The sequence below is a fragment of the Streptomyces sp. NPDC091282 genome, assembly GCF_044757385.1.
In the GTDB taxonomy this organism is placed as follows: Bacteria; Actinomycetota; Actinomycetes; order Streptomycetales; family Streptomycetaceae; genus Streptomyces; species Streptomyces gramineus.
Window position 1 is genome coordinate 19,403 of sequence record NZ_JBIVUX010000001.1, and the last position, 12,947, is coordinate 32,349.

Sequence of the window (12,947 nt, forward strand, 5' to 3'; positions counted from 1 at the left end):
CGCCGGCCGTACCGGTCGTGCGGCAGTGTCGGGCCGGTCAGTCGGAGGGCGCCCAGTAGTCCACGAGCGTGGTCACACCGGGTTCCAGGCTCTTCCAGGTGCCCTCGAAGGTCACGACGGCGAAGGCGGCGGCGGGAAAGCCCCGGCGGTTCATCCGGTCGCGGGCGTCACCCTCGGAGCTGCCGGTCAGGATCTCGGTCACGCCGTGCACGCCGGGATTGTGACCGATGAGGATAACGTCCCGCGCGTCGTCCGGCACCTCGTTGAGGACGGCGATCAGGTCGCCCGGAGCGGCCTCGTAGACCCGCTCCTCGTAGACCGTTTTCGGCCGGTGCTCCAGTTCGTGGACGGCGAGCTTCCAGGTCTCCCGGGTGCGCACGGAGGTGGAGCACAGGGCCAGGTCGAAGGCGATGCCGCTGTCCGCGAGCTTGCGTCCGGCGACGGCGGCGTCCATTCGGCCCCGGTCAGCGAGCGGCCGCTCGTGGTCGGTCACCTGTGGCCAGTCGGCTTTCGCATGGCGGAAGAAGACGATCCTGCGGGGTTCTGCGACGCTCATGTCACCCAGCTTCGCATGAAACAGGCCAACGGGCGCAGGGAGTTGACATGCGGTTCCGCCCGGTCCGGGGTCGGTGGGGCTAGGGCCTGTCTGACAATTCCCGTCGTCGCCCGGAGGGCGGCCGCGCGGCGTCAGGTGCGTGCTCTCGGCGTGCCGGGCGTGGACCCTCGTACTGGACGTACTTGGGTCTGCGCCCGGTGCGGCGAGAGTGCGTGCATGGCGTCGCGCGGCAGACGGGAATTGTCAGACAGGCCCTAGTGCCCGGCGATCTGCTGGACCCGCTCGACGAGATGGGTGACGGCGGGGTCACCGGTGGTCGCGTGGGCGTCCGCAGGGTTCAGTATCAGCGCCAGCAGGGCGACGAAGGCGAGCGCGGGCAGGACGAGGGCCCACCAGGGCAGCCGGACGTCGACGCTGCCCGGGGTGACGGGGCGGGGCAGGGTGTGCGTACGGGCCGGCATGGTCGCCTCCGCTGGTCTCCGGGCTTCGGTGACCGCCCCTCGCGGCCACGATTCGAAACTACGGAATCCGAGCCCGCCGACCCATCCGGTGATCCACCCACTTCACCCTGAGCCTCACCCCCTAGGGGATGGGGGGCTAGCCCCACCACGGGCTCGGCAGGGGCCCGTCACGGCCCGGTCCTGGGCCGCCACGGCCGGGGTCAGGGTGACGCGAGGGTCGCGATGACGGCGATGACGATGAAGATGGCGAAGAACGAGCCGAAGACGATCAGCATCTTCTTCTGACCGTTCTGGGGGTTCGGTTCGAGCACTGGCATGGGGCCAGTCTGGCACCCCGCGAGGGGCACGGTCCGGGCGGGGTGGCCCGACACGCCGCGAGGTGCCGGCGCCGACACGCGCCGTCACCGGCCTCGGTACCGCCCCCACGAAGCACCCGGCCTCGACGCGGGCCCCACCGGGGCACCCGACCGCCACAGGGTCTCCGCCGCCCCCCGGCCTCGGCACGGGTCCCCACAGCCCCCCGGCCTCGGCCCGGATCCCCACAGGCCCCCGGCCTCGGCCCGGATCCCCACAGGCCCCCGTCCTCGGCCCGGATCCACGGAGCACTCGGCCTCGGCAGGCGCCACCGGGACGCGCCGTCGTCCGCGCGCGTCCCGTCGCCGTCGCCGTCGCCGTCCGCGCCGCGGGCCGCCCGGCCGCCCCACCGCTGTCAGGCGGTCGCGGCCGCCTCGTCCTCCACCGTGCGGTCGCGGCCCGCCAGGATGCCGACCGCCATCTGCGGGATCATCAGGCCGATCATGAGGGCGATCGGCAGGCCCCAGCCGCCGCTGTGCTGGTAGAGCACGCCCACCAGCAGCGGGCCCGGGATGGAGATCAGGTAGCCGACGCTCTGGGCGAAGGCGGAGAGCTGCACGACGCCCGCGCCGGTCCGGGACCGCATCCCGACCATGGTGAGGGCCAGCGGGAACGCGCAGTTGGAGACGCCGAGCAGCAGGGCCCAGGCCCAGGCGCCGGCGGCGGGGGCGGCCCACAGGCCGGCGTATCCGGCGAGGCCGCAGACGCCGAGCGCGATCACGATCGGGCCCTGCTGCGGCAGCCGGGTGGCCACGCGCGGGATGACGAAGGCCAGCGGCACGCCCATCACCATGGTGACGGCCAGCAGCAGTCCCGCGGTGCCCGCGGAGACGCCCGCGTCCCGGAAGATCTGTGCCATCCAGCCCATCGTGATGTAGGCGGCGGTGGCCTGGAGCCCGAAGAACACGGCGAGCGCCCAGGCGGTACGGCTGCGGTTGATCCTCAGGGCGGGCGGCTGATCGTCCGGCCGGCCCTCGGCACGCGCGCGTGCCGAGGCCTCCGGTGCCGCCGCCGGCTCCGGTCCGCGGTCACGGACCAGCGGCAGCCACGGCAGCACCGCGGCCGCCGCAAGGCCCGCCCACACGGCGAGCCCGGTCTGCCAGCGGCCGCCCAGCGCGTCGGTCACGGGCACGGTCACCGCGGCGGCGACCGAGGTGCCGGCCGCGAGGGCCATCGAGTACAGGCCGGTCATGGAGCCGACCCGGTCGGGGAACCAGCGCTTGACGATGACCGGCATCAGCACGTTGCTGACGGCGATGCCCATGAGCGCGAGCGCGCTGCCGGCCAGGAACCCGGCGGTGCCGCCGACGTACGGGCGTATCAGCAGGCCGGCCGTGATGGCGGCCATGCCGGCGCAGACCACGGCCGGCGGGCCGAACCTGCGGGCCAGGCGGGGGGCCATGACGCCGAAGACGGCGAAGCAGAACGGCGGCACGGAGGTGAGCAGCCCGGCCACGCTGCCGCTCATGCCGAGCCCGTCGCGGACCTCCTCCAGGAGGGCGCCGAGGCTGGTGATGGCGGGCCGGAGGTTCACGGCGGCCAGCAGGATGCCGACCACGAACAGCCGGGTCGTCCACGCGCGCGTGCGGTTCGCCGGGTCTTCGCCGGGCTCCGTCGGACGGGGTGACGCGGATGTCGTCATGGTGGTTTCCTCGGCTTCCATGACACCCATCATAGAATCATGGGATGATTGGTTGTCCAGTCTGCCGTTTCTCCCGGGCGGCGCACCCCGGCGGACCCCGCCGCCGCTGCCCGGCCCTCGCGTGCGAAGGTGTGTCATGCCTCTGAGCCACCCACGCCGCTCGGCGCTGTCCGAGCAGGTCATCGCCGAACTGCGGAACCAGATCGCCTCCGGCGAGTGGCCGGTCGGCTCGCGCATCCCGACCGAGCCGGAGCTGGTCGAGCAGCTGGGAGTCGCCCGCAACACCGTGCGGGAGGCCGTGCGCGCGCTGGCGCACAACGGCCTGCTGGACATCCGGCAGGGCTCCGGCACCTACGTCGTGGCGACCAGCGAGCTGGCCGGCGTCATGCACCGCCGCTTCGCCGGAGCCGACCCCCGGCACATCGCCGAACTGCGCTCCACCCTGGAGTCCTCGGCGGCCCGGCTGGCCGCGGAGCGGCGCACCGAGAAGGACCTCAGGCAGCTCGACGCGCTGCTGGCCCACCGCGAGCAGGTGTGGGGATCGGGCGAACCGGAGGCGTTCGTGACGGCGGACGCGACCTTCCACCTGGCCGTGGTGGCCGCCTCGCACAACGACGTCATGACGGCGATGTACGCCGACCTGGGCGAGGTGCTGCGGGACTGGCTGCGCGCGGACGTCGGCGCCGAGCTGACCCCGGAGACGTACATGGACCACGCGCGCCTGGCCGACGCGATCCGCGCCGGTGACGCGGAGGCGGCCGCCAAGGAGGCGGCCAGCTACCCCTACCTGTGCCGTCCCGACAGGCTCAGTCCGTCTTCTGGTGGCTGATCCACACCGAGCGGACGTCCTGCCAGCAGCGGCCGGTGAGCCGTACGGTCATCGCGGGCCCGGTGTCGACCGGGGAGCCGTCGGTGTCGATGTCCCACCACTGGGCGCACTCGACATGCAGCCGTACCCGGTCGGTGTCCACGTAGGGGTTGTGGCAGTAGGCCACCACGTGCGAACCGCGGACGCTCGACCGGCAGGCCGCGCCGAACAGCTCAGGAGCCGGCCGGTGCACGCTCCCGGCGCGCGTGAGGGAGGACGCGTCGTAGGGCAGGGCCAGCACGAGGGCGAGGGCCACGGTCAGCGGGGCCGGGCTGCGGGACAGGCGCACAAGGGGGACCTCCTCGGCCGGGCTGGGGAGGGACGTCGCGCGGTGGCCGCGTGATCCGACGTGTACACCCAGGGTGCGCCGCCGGGGCGGGGACGGCCCGGCCGGTGGGCCGGACGGGTGAGACCCGCGCCCCTGAGGGGACGCGGGTCTCGGCGGATCGGTGGATCCGTGCGGGTCAGGCGCCGATGGCGTGCAGGCCGCCGTCCACGTGGATGATCTCGCCGGTGGTCTTCGGGAACCAGTCGCTGAGCAGGGCGACGATGCCCTTGCCGGCCGGCTCCGGGTCCTTGAGGTCCCACTCCAGCGGGGAGCGGTGGTCCCAGACGGCGGCCAGGTCGCTGAAGCCCGGGATGGACTTGGCGGCCATGGAGCCGATGGGGCCGGCCGAGACGAGGTTGCAGCGGATGTTCTGCTTGCCGAGGTCGCGCGCCATGTAGCGGCTGGTGGCCTCCAGCGCGGCCTTGGCCGGGCCCATCCAGTCGTACTGCGGCCACGCGTACTGGGCGTCGAAGGTGAGGCCGACGACCGAGCCGCCGTTCTGCATCAGCGGCAGGCAGGCCATGGTCAGCGACTTCAGGGAGTACGCCGAGACGTGCATGGCGGTGGCGACGGACTCGAAGGGCGTGTTGAGGAAGTTGCCGCCGAGCGCGTCCTGGGGGGCGAAGCCGATGGAGTGCACGACACCGTCGAGGCCGCCCAGCTCCTCGCCGACCAGGTCGGCCAGGCGCCCGAGGTGCTCGTCGTTGGTGACGTCCAGCTCGATGACCTTGGTGGGCTTCGGCAGCTTCTTGGCGATGCGCTCGGTCAGCGTGGGCCGCGGGAACGCGGTGAGGATGATCTCGGCGCCCTGCTCCTGGGCCAGCTTGGCCGCGTGGAAGGCGATGGAGGACTCCATCAGCACACCCGTGATCAGGACGCGCTTGCCCTCGAGGATTCCACTCATGGTGATCAGTGACCCATTCCCAGTCCGCCGTCAACGGGAATGACGGCTCCAGTGATGTACGAGGCGTCGTCCGAGGCGAGGAACCGCACCGTCGCGGCGACCTCCTCGGGCTGCGCGTACCGGGCGAGCGGCACCTGCGACACGATGGCCGCGCGCTGCTCGTCGGTGAGGATCTTGGTCATGTCGGTGTCGACGAAACCGGGCGCGACGACGTTGAAGGTGATGTTGCGCGAGCCCAGCTCACGGGCGAGGGAGCGCGCGAAGCCGACCAGGGCGGCCTTGGAGGCCGCGTAGTTGGCCTGACCGGGACCGCCGAGGAGGCCGACGACCGAGGAGATGAGGACGACGCGGCCCTTCTTGGCGCGCAGCATGCCGCGGTTGGCCCGCTTGACCACACGGAAGGTGCCGGTGAGGTTGGTGTCGACGACCGAGGTGAAGTCCTCCTCGGACATACGCATCAAAAGCGTGTCCTTGGTGATGCCGGCGTTGGCGATCAGGACCTCGACCGGACCGTGGGCGTCCTCGATCTCCTTGTAGGCCTGCTCCACCTGCTCGGTGTCGGTGATGTCGCACTTGACGGCGAGGCAGCCCAGCTCCTTGAGGACGGCGGGCGGCTCCCCCGAGCGGTATGTGATGGCAACCTTGTCGCCGTTGTCGGCGAATGCGCGGGCGATGGCGAGGCCGATGCCCCGGTTGCCTCCAGTGACGAGAACCGAGCGGCTCAACGGATCACCCTTTCGTTCGGTCTGACCACCGGCCGGTACGGCTGGCACGACAGGCGGCTTCATCGAAAACCTATCGGTCCAGCCATCACGGCGACCAAGCGGGCACCGACAGTGGCTCGGGGGTGTCACTGTCGGGTCCCTACAGAAAGGCCCGACGCCGGGCCGAAACATGTGGTCCGTACACCCGCGGGCGCGACATGATCGGACCGACAGGCCACGACAGCAGGGAGACCTCGGTGCCTCATTCCATCGACGAAGCCTTCACGGCGCTTCCGCTACGGGCCCTCGCCGACGCCGCGCTCGCACGCGCGCGGGCGCTCGGGGCCCAGCACGCGGACTTCCGGTTCGAGCGGGTGCGCAGCGCGTCCTGGAGCCTGCGGGACGCCAAGCCCGCCGGATCGTCGGACACCACCGACCTCGGGTACGCGGTCCGGGTCGTGCACGGCGGCACCTGGGGCTTCGCCTCCGGCGTGGACCTGACGCTGGACGCGGCGGCCAAGGTCGCCTCCCAGGCGGTGGCGATGGCCAAGCTCTCGGCGCAGGTGATCAAGGCCGCGGGGTCGGACGAGCGCGTGGAGCTGGCCGGCGAGCCGGTGCACGCGGAGCGGACGTGGATCTCGTCGTACGAGATCGATCCGTTCACCGTGCCCGACGAGGAGAAGGCCGCGCTGCTCGCGGAGTGGAGCGCGCGGCTGCTGGCGGCGAACGGCGTCACCCATGTCGACGCCTCGCTGCTCACCGTGCACGAGAACAAGTTCTACGCCGACACGGCGGGGACCGTGACCACCCAGCAGCGGGTGCGGCTGCACCCGCAGCTGACCGCGGTGTCCGTGGACGAGTCGAGCGGCGAGTTCGACTCGATGCGGACCATCGCGCCGCCGGCCGGACGCGGCTGGGAGTACCTCACCGGCACCGGCTGGGACTGGGACGCCGAACTGGAGCAGATGCCGGAGCTGCTGGCCGAGAAGATGCGGGCGCCGAGCGTGCAGGCGGGCCTGTACGACCTGGTGGTCGACCCGTCCAACCTGTGGCTGACCATCCACGAGTCCATCGGCCACGCCACCGAGCTGGACCGCGCGCTCGGCTACGAGGCCGCCTACGCCGGCACCTCGTTCGCCACCTTCGACCAGCTCGGCAAGCTCAGGTACGGCTCCGAGCTGATGAACGTCACCGGTGACCGCACCGCCGAGCACGGCCTGGCGACCGTCGGCTACGACGACGAGGGCGTCGAGGCCCAGTCCTGGGACCTGGTCAAGGACGGCACGCTCGTCGGCTACCAGCTGGACCGCAGGATCGCGAAGCTGACCGGCTTCGAGCGCTCCAACGGGTGCGCGTACGCCGACTCCCCCGGGCACGTGCCCGTGCAGCGCATGGCCAACGTGTCGCTGCGGCCGGACCCGGCGGGGCTGTCGACCGAGGACCTGATCGGCGGGGTCGACCGCGGGATCTACGTCGTCGGCGACCGTTCCTGGTCGATCGACATGCAGCGCTACAACTTCCAGTTCACCGGCCAGCGGTTCTTCAGGATCGAGAACGGGCGGATCACCGGGCAGCTCCGGGACGTCGCCTACCAGGCGACGACCACCGACTTCTGGGGCTCCATGGCGGCCGTCGGCGGCCCGGGGACCTACGTCCTGGGCGGCGCCTTCAACTGCGGCAAGGCCCAGCCCGGACAGGTCGCGGCCGTGTCCCACGGCTGCCCCTCGGCCCTCTTCAAGGGCGTCAACATCCTCAACACCACGCAGGAGGCGGGCCGATGAGCGCCAGCACCGGGATCCGCCGGGGGTCCGGGGGTCGTCCCCCGGGCCAGCACAGTCTCGACACCACGCAGGAGGCCGGCCGATGAGCGCCCGCAGCAGCAAGCCGCACGAGATCGTCGAGCGCGCGCTGGAACTCTCGCGCGCCGACGGCTGCGTGGTCATCGCCGACGAGCACTCCACCGCCAACCTGCGCTGGGCCGGCAACGCGCTCACCACGAACGGGGTCACGCGGGGCCGTTCGCTCACCGTCGTCGCGACCGTCGACGGCAAGGAGGGCACGGCCTCCGGTGTGGTGTCCCGGTCGGCCGTGACCGCCGACGACCTGGAGCCGCTGGTGCGGGCCGCCGAGGCCGCCGCGCGCGGCGCCGGTCCCGCCGAGGACGCGCAGCCGCTGGTCACCGGCGTGCCGGAGTCCCCTGACTTCACGGACGCGCCCGCCGAGACCTCCTCGGCGGTGTTCACCGACTTCGCCCCGGCGCTCGGCGAGGCCTTCGCCCGCGCGCGTGCCGGCGGACGCGAGCTGTACGGCTTCGCCAACCACGAGCTGGTCTCGACGTACGTGGGCACCTCGACCGGGCTGCGGCTGCGGCACGACCAGCCCACCGGCACGCTGGAGCTGAACGCCAAGTCGCCGGACCGCACCCGGTCGGCCTGGGCGGGCCGCTCCACGCGGGACTTCAAGGACGTCGACCCGGGCGCGCTCGACGCCGAGCTGGCCGTCCGGCTCGGCTGGGCGGAGCGCCGGGTGGAGCTGCCGGCGGGCCGGTACGAGACGCTGCTGCCGCCGACCGCCGTGGCCGACCTGCTGATCTACCAGCTGTGGTCGGCGTCCGCGCGGGACGCGGCCGAGGGACGGACGGTGTTCTCCAGGCCGGGCGGCGGCACCCGGGTCGGCGAGCGGCTGGCCGAGCTGCCGCTGACCCTGCGCAGCGACCCGAACGAGCCGGGCCTGGAGTCCGCGCCGTTCGTCGTGGCGCACTCCTCCGGCGGGGACCGGTCGGTCTTCGACAACGGCCTGCCGGTCACCGCCACCGAGTGGATCGCGGGCGGCGAGCTGAAGCACCTCACCACCACCCGGCACACGGCCGGTCTGACCGGGCTGCCGGTCGCCCCCTCGGGCGGCAACCTGATCCTGGACGGCGGTGCGGACCGCTCCCTCGACGACATGGTCGCGGCCACCGAGCGCGGGCTGCTGCTGACCTGCCTCTGGTACATCCGCGAGGTCGACCCGGCGACGCTGCTGCTCACCGGGCTGACCAGGGACGGCGTGTACCTGGTGGAGAACGGCCAGGTCACCGGGCAGGTGAACAACTTCCGGTTCAACGAGTCGCCGGTGAGCCTGCTGGGGCGGGCCACGGAGGCCGGGCGCACGGAAAAGACGCTGCCGCGGGAGTGGAGCGACTGGTTCACTAGGGCTGCGATGCCCGCGCTGCGCGTGCCCGACTTCAATATGAGCTCTGTCAGTCAGGGCGTATAACCTCGTAGCCGGGTGGTCGCTCGACCACTCGAAGATCATCTGATGATCGCCCGAAGATCGCCCTAGGAGATACGAGAACCGTGACGGACATCGTCGACGAACTGAAGTGGCGGGGGCTCATCGCCCTCTCCACGGACGAGGACGCATTGCGCAAGGCGTTCGCGGACGGTCCCGTCACGTTCTATTGCGGCTTCGACCCGACCGCGCCCAGCCTGCACCTCGGCAACCTCGTGCAGATCCTGACGATGCGCCGGATCCAGCAGGCGGGCAACCGTCCGCTGGGCCTGGTCGGGGGCGCCACGGGCCTGATCGGCGACCCGAAGCCGAACGCGGAGCGCACGCTCAACTCGCCGGACGTCGTCGCCCTGTGGGTGGAGCGGCTGCGCGCGCAGATCGCTCCGCTGCTGGACTTCGAGGGCCCGAACGCGGCGGTCATGGTCAACAACCTGGACTGGACCCAGGGCATGTCCGCCATCGAGTTCCTGCGGGACGTCGGCAAGCACTTCCGCGTGAACAAGATGATCGCCAAGGAAGCGGTGGCCCGGCGTCTGGAGTCGCAGGAGGGCATCAGCTACACCGAGTTCAGCTACCAGATCCTGCAGGGCATGGACTTCCTGGAGCTGTACCGGCGGCACGGCTGCACGCTGCAGACCGGCGGCAGCGACCAGTGGGGCAACCTCACCTCGGGCACCGACCTGATCCACAAGGTCGAGCCCGACGCCGTGGTGCACGCGCTGGGCACGCCGCTGATCACCAAGGCGGACGGCACCAAGTTCGGCAAGACGGAGTCCGGCACCGTCTGGCTCGACGCGGAGATGACCACGCCGTACGCCTTCTACCAGTTCTGGCTGAACGCGGACGACCGGGACGTCTCCAAGTTCCTGCGGATCTTCAGCTTCAGGTCGCACGAGGAGATCGAGGACCTGGAGCGGCAGACCGAGGAGCGTCCGCAGGCGCGGGCGGCCCAGCGCGCGCTGGCCGAGGAGCTGACGACGCTGGTGCACGGCGCCGACCAGACGGCCGCGGTGATCGCCGCGAGCCGTGCCCTGTTCGGCCAGGGTGAGCTGGCGGAGCTGGACGAGCGGACGCTGGCCGCGTCGCTGTCCGAGCTGCCGAACATCCAGGTCGCCGAGCTGGGCCCGGTGGTCGACCTGTTCGCCGAGGTCGGCCTGGTGGCGAGCAAGTCCGCGGCCCGGCGGACCGTGAAGGAGGGCGGGGCCTACGTGAACAACGTCAAGGTGACCGCCGAGGACGCGGTGGCGGACCCCGCTCAGCTGCTGCACGGGCGCTGGCTGGTGCTGCGCAGGGGCAAGAAGAACCTGGCGGCCGTGGAGGTCGTCGGTTCCTGAGCGCGGTGCGGGGTGCGGGTGCCGTGACACGGACCCGCGCCCCGCACGGACGCCTCAGATGCGGTGCTTGCGCCGGCCCAGCGTCGCCGTGTACAGCATGTCGCCCAGGAAGACGATGATGATCGCGGCGACCAGCTGGAAGAGGTGGCGGGTCCAGTCGATGCCCCTGGTCGCCTCCACGCCGAGCGCACGGGCGATCGCGTTGCCGGCGATCGCGCCGAGGATGCCGAAGATGGTCGTCAGCCAGAGCGGGCTGTGCTGCTTGCCCGGGATGACCGCCTTCGCGATCAGGCCCAGCACGAATCCCACGATGATCGCCCACAACCAGCCCATGGCTGCCTCCTCGTACGGCTCGACGTGAGCATTACGCCAAGTCTCGGCCGGTCGGCCGTACGGCGCACGTCGGTACACCCGTACGCGGTACGGCGCAGAACGTTCGCGCAGGCGGGAGGGCGACCCGGTCTCGAAGGCGGCGCAGACGCGGCGTACCGTAAGAGGTATCCGGCCCCGGTTCCCCGTACGGGTACGGGCAGGGTGCGGGCCGGGGAGTGTCCGATGCGGGCGGATGGTGGAATGTGATGCGGAAGCAGCGCGGCGGGGGCGGCGTCCAGGTGTTCCGGATCACCGGGGCCCGAACCGGCCTTGCCGAGGACGTACGCGCCCGGCAGCGGCGGTACGTCATCTCGATGAGCGTGCGGACCGTGTCGGTGATCCTCGCGGCCACGTTGTGGAACGTCGAACGCTATGTCGCCGTCGTGGCGCTGGTCCTCGGCGCACTGCTCCCCTACGTCGCCGTCGTGATCGCCAACGCGGGCCGGGAGCGTCCGGCCTCGCTGCCGTCGACGTTCGGTGTCGCGCCGACCCGGCTGATGATCGCGCCGCCGCGCGCGGAGGAGCCGCGCCCGGAACCCGTCGCGGAGGACGCGCCGGCCGAACCGGCGCCGCGCGTGCGCGACGAGCGACCCGAGTCGGTCTGAGCGCCGGGGGCGTGATGTGCCCGGCCGGCGACCGCTCCCGAAGCTCAGGAAATGCTCAGATCAATCGTGCAGTTCCGGTGCCGGGCCGCGGGTGACCCATGACATACTGCGTACGCGCTCCGCATCCCCCGTCGGAGCGACGGACCGACGCCGGGCAGCTCCCCCCGTGGCTGCTCGGCGTCGCCTTGTTTGCGGGGCGATGAGTGCGGGACGAAGCAGTGAGTGACGTCATCTGTTCGGCGAAGGGCTGCCGGGCCGACGCGGTGTGGGTGCTGGCGTGGAACAACCCGAAGGTGCACACGCCGGAGCGGCGCAAGACCTGGCTCGCGTGCGAGGAGCACCGTGAGCACCTCTCGCAGTTCCTCGGGGTGCGGGGCTTCCTGAAGGACGTGGTGACGCTGGCGGAGTGGGAGCCGTCCCGGTCCGGGTAGCGCGTCCGCGGGGCCGCCGTCTCAGCCGCCGATCGCGGACATCGGCCGGGCCGGCTGCACGAACGACGGATCGTCCAGGCCCGCTCCGGCCTTCTTCCCCCACATCGCCAGCCGCCAGATGCGGGCGATCTCCTCGTCGGAGCCGCCCGAGCGCAGCGCGCCGCGCAGGTCCGTCTCCTCCTTGGCGAACAGGCAGTTGCGTATCTGGCCGTCGGCGGTGAGGCGGGTGCGGTCGCAGGCCGCGCAGAACGGGCGGGTGACCGAGGCGATGACGCCGACGCGGTGCGGGCCGCCGTCCACCAGCCAGCGCTCCGCCGGGGCGGCACCGCGCTCGCCCGCGTCCTCGGGAGTGAGGTCGAAGCGGGTGCGGAGCGAGTCGAGGATGTCGCCGGCCGTCACCATGCTGTCGCGCTTCCAGCCATGCTGGGCGTCCAGCGGCATCTGCTCGATGAAGCGCAGCTCGTAGCCGTGGTGCACCGCCCAGGCGAGCAGGTCGGGGGCCTCGTCCGCGTTGAGGCCCGGCATGAGGACCGTGTTGACCTTGACCGGGGTGAGGCCGGCCTCGCGGGCGGCCAGGAGGCCGTCGAGGACGTCCTTGTGGCGGTCGCGGCGGGTGAGCCGCTTGAAGACGTCCGGGCGGAGGGTGTCCAGGGAGACGTTGACCCGGTCGAGACCGGCGCTCTTCAGGGCCGGGGCGGTGCGCCGCAGGCCGATGCCGTTGGTCGTCAGGGACGTCCGGGGGCGGGGGGCCAGGGCCGCGACCCGCTCCACGATGGAGACCAGGCCGGGGCGCAGCAGCGGTTCGCCGCCGGTGAAGCGGACCTCCTCGACGCCCAGCAGGCGGACCGCGATGTCGATCAGGCGGACGATCTCGTCGTCCGTGAGCAGGTCGGACTTGGTCAGCCACTGCAGGCCCTCCTCGGGCATGCAGTACGTGCAGCGCAGGTTGCACCGGTCGGTCAGCGAGACCCGCAGGTCGGTGGCCACCCGGCCGTAGGTGTCGATGAGCACCTGGACCCCCTCCCTCATGTCGTCACGGATCGGTTCTCTTCCGTCACTTGCGAGCCTACGTGACCGCGCCGACATCGCGAGGGGGCCCGATGCCACGAGGTACG

The 12,947-nt window shown here is 71.9% G+C and carries 15 protein-coding genes; 6 read left to right on the forward strand and 9 right to left on the reverse strand.

Translation table 11 applies throughout. From position 1 onward, the window contains the following. Positions 1-37: 37 nt before the first annotated feature. The 4 genes from ACIQOE_RS00095 to ACIQOE_RS00110 form a co-directional block, all read right to left on the reverse strand. The gene (locus ACIQOE_RS00095) at positions 38-556 is read right to left on the reverse strand and encodes a histidine phosphatase family protein (RefSeq protein ID WP_351326060.1); all 519 of its coding nucleotides are present in this window, start codon (positions 554-556) and stop codon (positions 38-40) included. A gap of 254 nt (positions 557-810) precedes the next feature. Then, positions 811-1,017 (reverse strand): hypothetical protein, encoded by a 207-nt coding sequence (locus tag ACIQOE_RS00100; RefSeq protein WP_351939777.1) that lies wholly within the window; start codon positions 1,015-1,017, stop codon positions 811-813. A 200-nt stretch (positions 1,018-1,217) separates the two neighbouring features. Next, a complete protein-coding gene (locus ACIQOE_RS00105; protein WP_260328452.1) occupies positions 1,218-1,334 on the reverse strand; it encodes an SGM_5486 family transporter-associated protein in 117 nt (38 codons plus the stop codon). A 392-nt stretch (positions 1,335-1,726) separates the two neighbouring features. Further along, complete coding sequence (locus tag ACIQOE_RS00110) at positions 1,727-3,046, reverse strand: CynX/NimT family MFS transporter (protein WP_401408547.1); 1,320 nt, start codon at positions 3,044-3,046, stop codon at positions 1,727-1,729. Between the two features lie 103 nt (positions 3,047-3,149). Here ACIQOE_RS00110 and ACIQOE_RS00115 point away from each other — a divergent pair, with 103 nt between their 5' ends. After that, positions 3,150-3,842: a FadR/GntR family transcriptional regulator gene (locus ACIQOE_RS00115; protein ID WP_401408550.1), complete on the forward strand. Its 693-nt coding sequence runs from the start codon at positions 3,150-3,152 to the stop codon at positions 3,840-3,842. On the opposite strand, the gene ACIQOE_RS00120 is transcribed toward ACIQOE_RS00115, so the two are convergent. From ACIQOE_RS00120 to fabG, 3 genes are all read right to left on the reverse strand, one after another. Further along, on the reverse strand, positions 3,820-4,170 hold the full coding sequence (locus ACIQOE_RS00120; RefSeq protein WP_351326066.1) for a hypothetical protein: 351 nt from the start codon (positions 4,168-4,170) through the stop codon (positions 3,820-3,822). The two genes, ACIQOE_RS00115 and ACIQOE_RS00120, sit on opposite strands and share 23 nt — an antisense overlap. 175 nt (positions 4,171-4,345) lie before the next feature. Then, positions 4,346-5,113, reverse strand: coding sequence for an enoyl-ACP reductase FabI (fabI, locus tag ACIQOE_RS00125; RefSeq protein WP_351326067.1), 768 nt, complete (start codon positions 5,111-5,113; stop codon positions 4,346-4,348). Between the two features lie 5 nt (positions 5,114-5,118). After that, positions 5,119-5,838, reverse strand: coding sequence for a 3-oxoacyl-[acyl-carrier-protein] reductase (fabG, locus tag ACIQOE_RS00130; RefSeq protein WP_351326069.1), 720 nt, complete (start codon positions 5,836-5,838; stop codon positions 5,119-5,121). A gap of 197 nt (positions 5,839-6,035) precedes the next feature. On the opposite strand from fabG, the gene ACIQOE_RS00135 reads away from it, so the two are divergent. The 3 genes from ACIQOE_RS00135 (at position 6,036) to tyrS (ending at position 10,424) form a co-directional block, all read left to right on the forward strand. Then, positions 6,036-7,598 carry a TldD/PmbA family protein gene (locus tag ACIQOE_RS00135; RefSeq protein ID WP_401408555.1) on the forward strand — a complete coding sequence of 521 codons (1,563 nt, stop codon included), beginning with the start codon at positions 6,036-6,038 and terminating at the stop codon, positions 7,596-7,598. 82 nt (positions 7,599-7,680) lie between these two features. Continuing rightward, complete coding sequence (locus tag ACIQOE_RS00140; RefSeq protein WP_362644988.1) at positions 7,681-9,075, forward strand: metallopeptidase TldD-related protein; 1,395 nt, start codon at positions 7,681-7,683, stop codon at positions 9,073-9,075. Between the two features lie 80 nt (positions 9,076-9,155). Then, positions 9,156-10,424, forward strand: a complete 1,269-nt coding sequence (gene tyrS / locus ACIQOE_RS00145) for a tyrosine--tRNA ligase (RefSeq protein ID WP_351326079.1) — start codon at positions 9,156-9,158, stop codon at positions 10,422-10,424. A gap of 54 nt (positions 10,425-10,478) precedes the next feature. Here tyrS and ACIQOE_RS00150 read toward each other — a convergent pair whose 3' ends face one another. After that, positions 10,479-10,757, reverse strand: a complete 279-nt coding sequence (locus tag ACIQOE_RS00150) for a GlsB/YeaQ/YmgE family stress response membrane protein (RefSeq protein WP_351326081.1) — start codon at positions 10,755-10,757, stop codon at positions 10,479-10,481. A gap of 245 nt (positions 10,758-11,002) precedes the next feature. Here ACIQOE_RS00150 and ACIQOE_RS00155 point away from each other — a divergent pair, with 245 nt between their 5' ends. Together ACIQOE_RS00155 and ACIQOE_RS00160 are read left to right on the forward strand one after the other, a co-directional pair. Further along, the gene (locus ACIQOE_RS00155; protein ID WP_365555566.1) at positions 11,003-11,401 is read left to right on the forward strand and encodes a DUF3099 domain-containing protein; all 399 of its coding nucleotides are present in this window, start codon (positions 11,003-11,005) and stop codon (positions 11,399-11,401) included. 218 nt (positions 11,402-11,619) lie between these two features. Continuing rightward, positions 11,620-11,832: a hypothetical protein gene (locus ACIQOE_RS00160; RefSeq protein ID WP_351326085.1), complete on the forward strand. Its 213-nt coding sequence runs from the start codon at positions 11,620-11,622 to the stop codon at positions 11,830-11,832. Between the two features lie 21 nt (positions 11,833-11,853). On the opposite strand, the gene moaA is transcribed toward ACIQOE_RS00160, so the two are convergent. Continuing rightward, positions 11,854-12,843 carry a GTP 3',8-cyclase MoaA gene (gene moaA, locus ACIQOE_RS00165; RefSeq protein ID WP_365555614.1) on the reverse strand — a complete coding sequence of 330 codons (990 nt, stop codon included), beginning with the start codon at positions 12,841-12,843 and terminating at the stop codon, positions 11,854-11,856. Positions 12,844-12,947 lie beyond the last annotated feature (104 nt).